The sequence below is a fragment of the Archangium violaceum Cb vi76 genome (assembly GCF_000733295.1).
GTDB lineage: Bacteria > Myxococcota > Myxococcia > Myxococcales > Myxococcaceae > Archangium > Archangium violaceum.
The window spans coordinates 1-4,811 of sequence record NZ_JPMI01000047.1 but is presented as its reverse complement, the minus strand read 5'-3'; the positions used below and the strand labels follow the sequence as shown (position 1 = coordinate 4,811).

General features: G+C 70.3%; 4 protein-coding genes. All 4 read right to left on the bottom strand.

Annotated elements, in window-relative coordinates; genetic code table 11:
* Window positions 1-587 (bottom strand): Ppx/GppA phosphatase family protein (locus Q664_RS08300; protein WP_043391907.1); only part of this gene is annotated, 587 nt, incomplete at its 3' end.
* A gap of 15 nt (window positions 588-602) precedes the next feature.
* Complete coding sequence (locus tag Q664_RS08295; protein WP_043391904.1) at window positions 603-1,787, bottom strand: aminotransferase class V-fold PLP-dependent enzyme; 1,185 nt, start codon at window positions 1,785-1,787, stop codon at window positions 603-605.
* A 91-nt stretch (window positions 1,788-1,878) separates the two neighbouring features.
* Window positions 1,879-3,243 (bottom strand): restriction endonuclease subunit S, encoded by a 1,365-nt coding sequence (locus Q664_RS51750; RefSeq protein WP_052517837.1) that lies wholly within the window; start codon window positions 3,241-3,243, stop codon window positions 1,879-1,881.
* Window positions 3,240-4,763: a class I SAM-dependent DNA methyltransferase gene (locus Q664_RS08285; RefSeq protein ID WP_052517836.1), complete on the bottom strand. Its 1,524-nt coding sequence runs from the start codon at window positions 4,761-4,763 to the stop codon at window positions 3,240-3,242. The genes Q664_RS51750 and Q664_RS08285 overlap by 4 nt, the downstream gene beginning before the upstream one ends.
* Window positions 4,764-4,811 lie beyond the last annotated feature (48 nt).

The following is a 4,811-nucleotide window of genomic DNA, read 5'->3' as shown; positions in this document are numbered from 1 at the left end:
AGGGCGGAGAACGTCTCGCGCAGGTGCGACTCCACACGGGCCCGGTCCGCGGCGGACATCGGGTCCGAGTGCACGTGGCGCTCGGTCATGCGCACCGCGCCCACGTCGAAGCTGTGCCGGAAGGCCATGCGGCCCTGCGCGTCCCCGTAGATGAACTCGGTGGAGCCGCCGCCGATGTCGATGACCACCAGGGGCGCCGAGGCCTCTCGCCCGAAGTCCGCGTGGGCCGAGGTGAAGGAGAGCTGCGCCTCCAGCTCGCCGGAGATGATGTCCACCGTCACGCCGGCTCGCTCGCGGGCCCCGTTGAGGAACTCGGCGCCGTTCTCCGCGTCGCGCGCGGCGCTGGTGGCGGACACGGCGATGGCCTCCGCGCCCAGGCTCCGGGCCTCGCTGGCGAAGTCGGAGAGTACCTGGAGGGTGGCCTCCAGGCCCTCGGGCGAGAGGCGGCGGCTCTTGTCCACGCCCCGGCCCAGGCGGGTGATTTCAGCGCGCTCGCGGACGGCCTGGAAGCGGCCATCCGGCAGGCGGTCGGCGACGAGCAGGAGGACCGAGTTGGTCCCCACATCGATGGTGGCGTAACGAGGCATTGCGCGGCAGCTTACTCAGCGTACCAGCGCCTCCAAAGCCTCGGCGAGCCGCTGGTACTCCGTGTGCGAGTTGTAGAGCTGGGCGGACAGGCGGACGTGACGGTGGGGGGCCTTGGGCCAGGGGACGATGGGCACCTCGATGCGGTACTCGGAGAGGAGCCGGTCCTGGAGCGGATCCAACCCCAGCACCGAGGGCTCGGCCGGGAAGCCGTCCGGGAGGGGCACGGTGGCCATGGAGCCCACCATGTCCTCGGGGCAGCGGGGGACCACCTTGAGCCGCTGGCACAGGAGGGTCCGCGCCGCCAGCGCCTTGGCGTGGTTGTGGGCCATCACCTCGGGCCAGCCGCCGGGGAGCATGCCGCCCACGACCTCCAGCGCCTTGGGGATGCAGAGGAAGGGGGTGGGGTCATCCGTCCCGAGCCAGTCGAACTCCAGGCGGAAGCGCGAGCGGTCCGTGCGCCGCGAGTTGTACCCGTGGCTGATGACGAGGGGGCGGATGCCGGGCTGGAGGTCCTTGCGCACGTAGAGGAAGGCGGCGCCCTTGGGGGCACACATCCACTTGTGGCAGTTGCCGGTGTAGTAGCCGGCGCCGAGCCGGTGCAGGGACAGGGGCACCTGCCCGGGCCCGTGGGCTCCGTCCACGAGCGTTTCGATGCCGCGCTCGCGCAGGGCACGGATGAGCCCGGCCACCGGCATCACCAGCGCCGTCTGGCTGGAGATGTGGTCGATGAGCAGCAGCCGGGTGTTGAGGGTGACGTGGGAGAGCACCGTGTCCACCACGGACTGGGGCGAGGGCACGGGCCAGGGCAGCTTCACCACCACCACCTTCACGCCCCACTGGCTGGCCACGAAGTCGAGCGCGTTGCGGGAGGCGTTGTACTCGTGGTCGGTGGTGAGCAGCTCGTCACCGGGAGCGAAGCGCAGCGAGCGCAGCACGGTGTTGACGCCCGTGGTGGCGTTGTTGACGAAGGCGAGGTCGTCCGGGTTGACGTCCAGGAAGTCCCCGAGCGCGGCGCGGGCCGCATCGGCGAGGGGCTCGAGCTCGCGGTGGAGGAAGCGGACGGGCTCGGCCTCCAGGCGGGCGCGCAGCCGGGACTGCTCTTCCAGCACGCGCGTGGGGCAGGCGCCGAAGGAGCCGTGGTTGAGGAAGGTCACCTCGGGATCGAGCGACCAGTGGGAGCGGAAGGGGGACGCGTCCATGGGGGAGGGGCACAATGCCCGGCCCCCTGGCCAAGTCAACGCGTGGCACGACGCCGGGCAGGTGGGCGGGGAACGCACCCTCCTCGGCTCGTCATGGCGGGTCACGTTCCGCGCGGATGCGCTCCAGCAGCGCGGAGACGGGCGGGTCGTCCGGGTCCTGGGGAACGAGCTCGCCGCGGAAGGCCCGCGCGAGGAGCGACCGTTCGAGCAGGGAGAGGTTGTCCCGCTGTCTTCCCGCTCGAGCCGCGAGCGCGTCTTCGCGGGCCCGGGCCGCGTGGAGCCGGGAGACGATTTCGAGCTGCTCGGCTCTGGGCGCCAGGGGAAACCAGGCGGGTTTCACGAACTTGAAATGGCGGCCGTAGGTCCGTTCCGGGATGGAGATGGCCCGCAGCAGGAAGAAGGCGTAACCCGGCTCGACGAGGGGGGACGGCCGCAGCACCTTCACGCCCTCCGCTCCCTGGATGAAGGGGCGCGAGAGGAGCTTCACGCAACGGGTGTGGTCGCCGAAGACCACGGCCGGCAGCTCCCCGTCGTAGACGAGCTTCGAATCATTCGAGTAGCCGCCCACCTCGGACGTGCCCTGGTCGACCACGGGGAACTCGCCGTGCTCCAGGTAGTCCTCCCGCTTGAGTTTCTTGTCGCCGCTCGTCTCGTCCGAGAACACGAGCTCGAAGGGCACCCAACACCAGCCCTCCGGGAGCCGCTGGTGCGGCCACCGGGCTTGTTCGACGCCGTCGTCCCCGGGCTTCTCGAGCTGGGGGGGGCGGCATCCTGGAATCCCCAGCGCGGCGGCGCTCGCTGCATTCCAGACGGAGTCCGGCCCACGCTTCGCGCGCCAGTCCGCCGTCAGGTCTCCCCGGAAGGCCGCCGCCAGGACGGTCCGCCGCAACCGCCCGAGCAGCTCGTGCACGCGCTCCAGTGACGCTTTCGCCGCGCCACTGTGGGCGAGGAGCGTGTCGAGTCTGGCCACGATGCGCCGTTGCTCGGCGAGCGGGGGAATGACGACTTCGATGTTCCGGACGATCCCGGTGTTGAGGTTGACCTGCGTCATGCCCCGGCGGTTCTCGTCGGTCAGCCGGGTGCGGATATGGCGGAAGAACTCGTAGAGGAACTCCGTCACGAACAAGCGCGGGTCGAGGTTCGGGAAGGCCACGAAGCCGTCATGGATGCAGCCCTCCACCGCGAGGATCTTCGGGATTCCGACCGTGGCGCTGTTCGACAGGATGAGGGTCCCCGCGGGGAGCAGGCGGCTCTTCCGGGCACCGGCGGGGGTCACCCCTTCCGCCGTCTTCGACAGCGTCCGGGCCTGCTCGCGGCCGAGGTCTCCGATGGAGATCCACGGGATGGGACCGCCGAAATACCGTGGGTCGCCCTTGGGGCGAGGCGAGGCCCCTCGAACCACCTCGACGACGTCACCGAGGCGGGTGGTCGCCCATCCCCGCGGAAGGGGGCTCATGCCGCCTCCTCGCCGTCCTCCTCCGGTGCGCCCGTGAGGAGCTTCGTGAGCGCCTGGAGCTCCCGCAGGGCGCTCTGGAGCTCGACCTCGATCTCCGCGGAGAGCGCCTCCGGGTCGGGCATGTCCTCGGGGTCATGCTGGCCGCCGTCCTTGAGCCACGCGATGTCGAGGTTGTCGTGGCGCTTCGCGAGCTCCTCGCGCGTGAATCGGCGGAACCGCCCGGTCTCCCCCTCGTCCTCGCGCGGGCTCTTGCCGTGCGGGTCCGTGCCGTAGGCGTCCACGAAGGGCTTCAGCGTCCCGGACGTGAAGGGCGTGCGCTTGCCGAAGCTCGGCATGTTCGCGCGCAGATCGTAGACCCACACCGCCTGGGTGTTGCCCGTGTCCTTCGGGCCCCGGGTGAAGAAGAGGACGTTCGTCTTCACGCCCTGGGCGTAGAAGAGGCCCGTGGGCAACCGCAGGAGCGTGTGCAGGTCGCACAGGTCCATCAGCTCGGTGCGCACCTTCTGTCCCACGCCGTCCTCGAAGAGCACGTTGTCGGGCAGCACGACGGCGGCGCGGCCACCTGGCGCGAGGCCCCGGTAGATGTGCTGGAGGAAGACGAGCTGTTTGTTGCTCGTGGAGTACGTCAGGTCCTCCCGGGTGGGCCGTCCGCCGCCCTTCTTCGTTCCGAATGGCGGGTTGGTGAGGATGACGTGGGCCCGGGGCAGACTCGCGCCCAGGCCCGACAGCGAGTCCCCGAGTTGGATGGCGCCCTCACCGCCGCGAGGCCCCTCGATGCCGTGCAGCAGGCAGTTCATCAGCGCGAGCCGCTGCGTCTCGGGGACCAGCTCCACGCCGGCATAGGCCTGCTCCACCTGCCAGGTGGCTTCCTTCTCTCCGAGGTCCTGGAGGTTTCGCGTCCTGGCCTTGATGTGCTCATGGGCCGCGACGAGGAAGCCGCCCGTTCCGGCCGCCGGGTCCTGGATGTGCTCTCCGGGCTGGGGCTGGATGAGCGCCACCATCGTGTTGATGAGGGGGCGGGGCGTGAAGTACTGGCCCGCGCCGCTCTTGATGTCGGTCGCGTTCTTCTCGAGCAGGCCCTCGTAGAGGTTGCCCAGGCCGTCCTCGCGCGCGCTGAACCAGTCGAGCGCGTCGATGCCGTCCACGAGCTGCTCGAGGTGCCTGGGCTGGCGCAGGGCGGTCCGGGCGCTCGAGTAGATGGCGCGGACGCGCCGGTTGGGGGCGCGTCCGAGCTCGAGGAGCAGTTGCTGGTAGAAGTCGTACCGCGCGACGCCGGTTCGGGCCTTCAGGTCATCCCAGCGCTGGCCCTTGGGAAGGGCCTCCTCCTGGCCGGCCTCCTTGGCCATCTTGAGGAAGAGGAGCTGGGTGAGCTCGGTGACGTAGTGGTGGTACGAGGTGCCGTCGTCCCGGAGGACGTCGCAGAGGGACCAGAGCCTCGCGACGCTGTCCCGAGGGCCCGCGGATGTCCCCTCTCCCCTCGGGAGAGGGTCAGGGTGAGGGTATTTGTCCCTGTTCTTCAACCCATGGACCCCAGTGTGGACAGGGGGTTCAACCCGGGATGCGTGGCA

Coding starts and splice junctions, on each gene's coding strand:
- Q664_RS08295 (WP_043391904.1), bottom strand. CDS start 1,787: ATGGACGCGTCCCCCTTCCGCTCCCACTGGTCGCTCGATCCCGAGGTG.
- Q664_RS51750 (WP_052517837.1), bottom strand. CDS start 3,243: ATGAGCCCCCTTCCGCGGGGATGGGCGACCACCCGCCTCGGTGACGTC.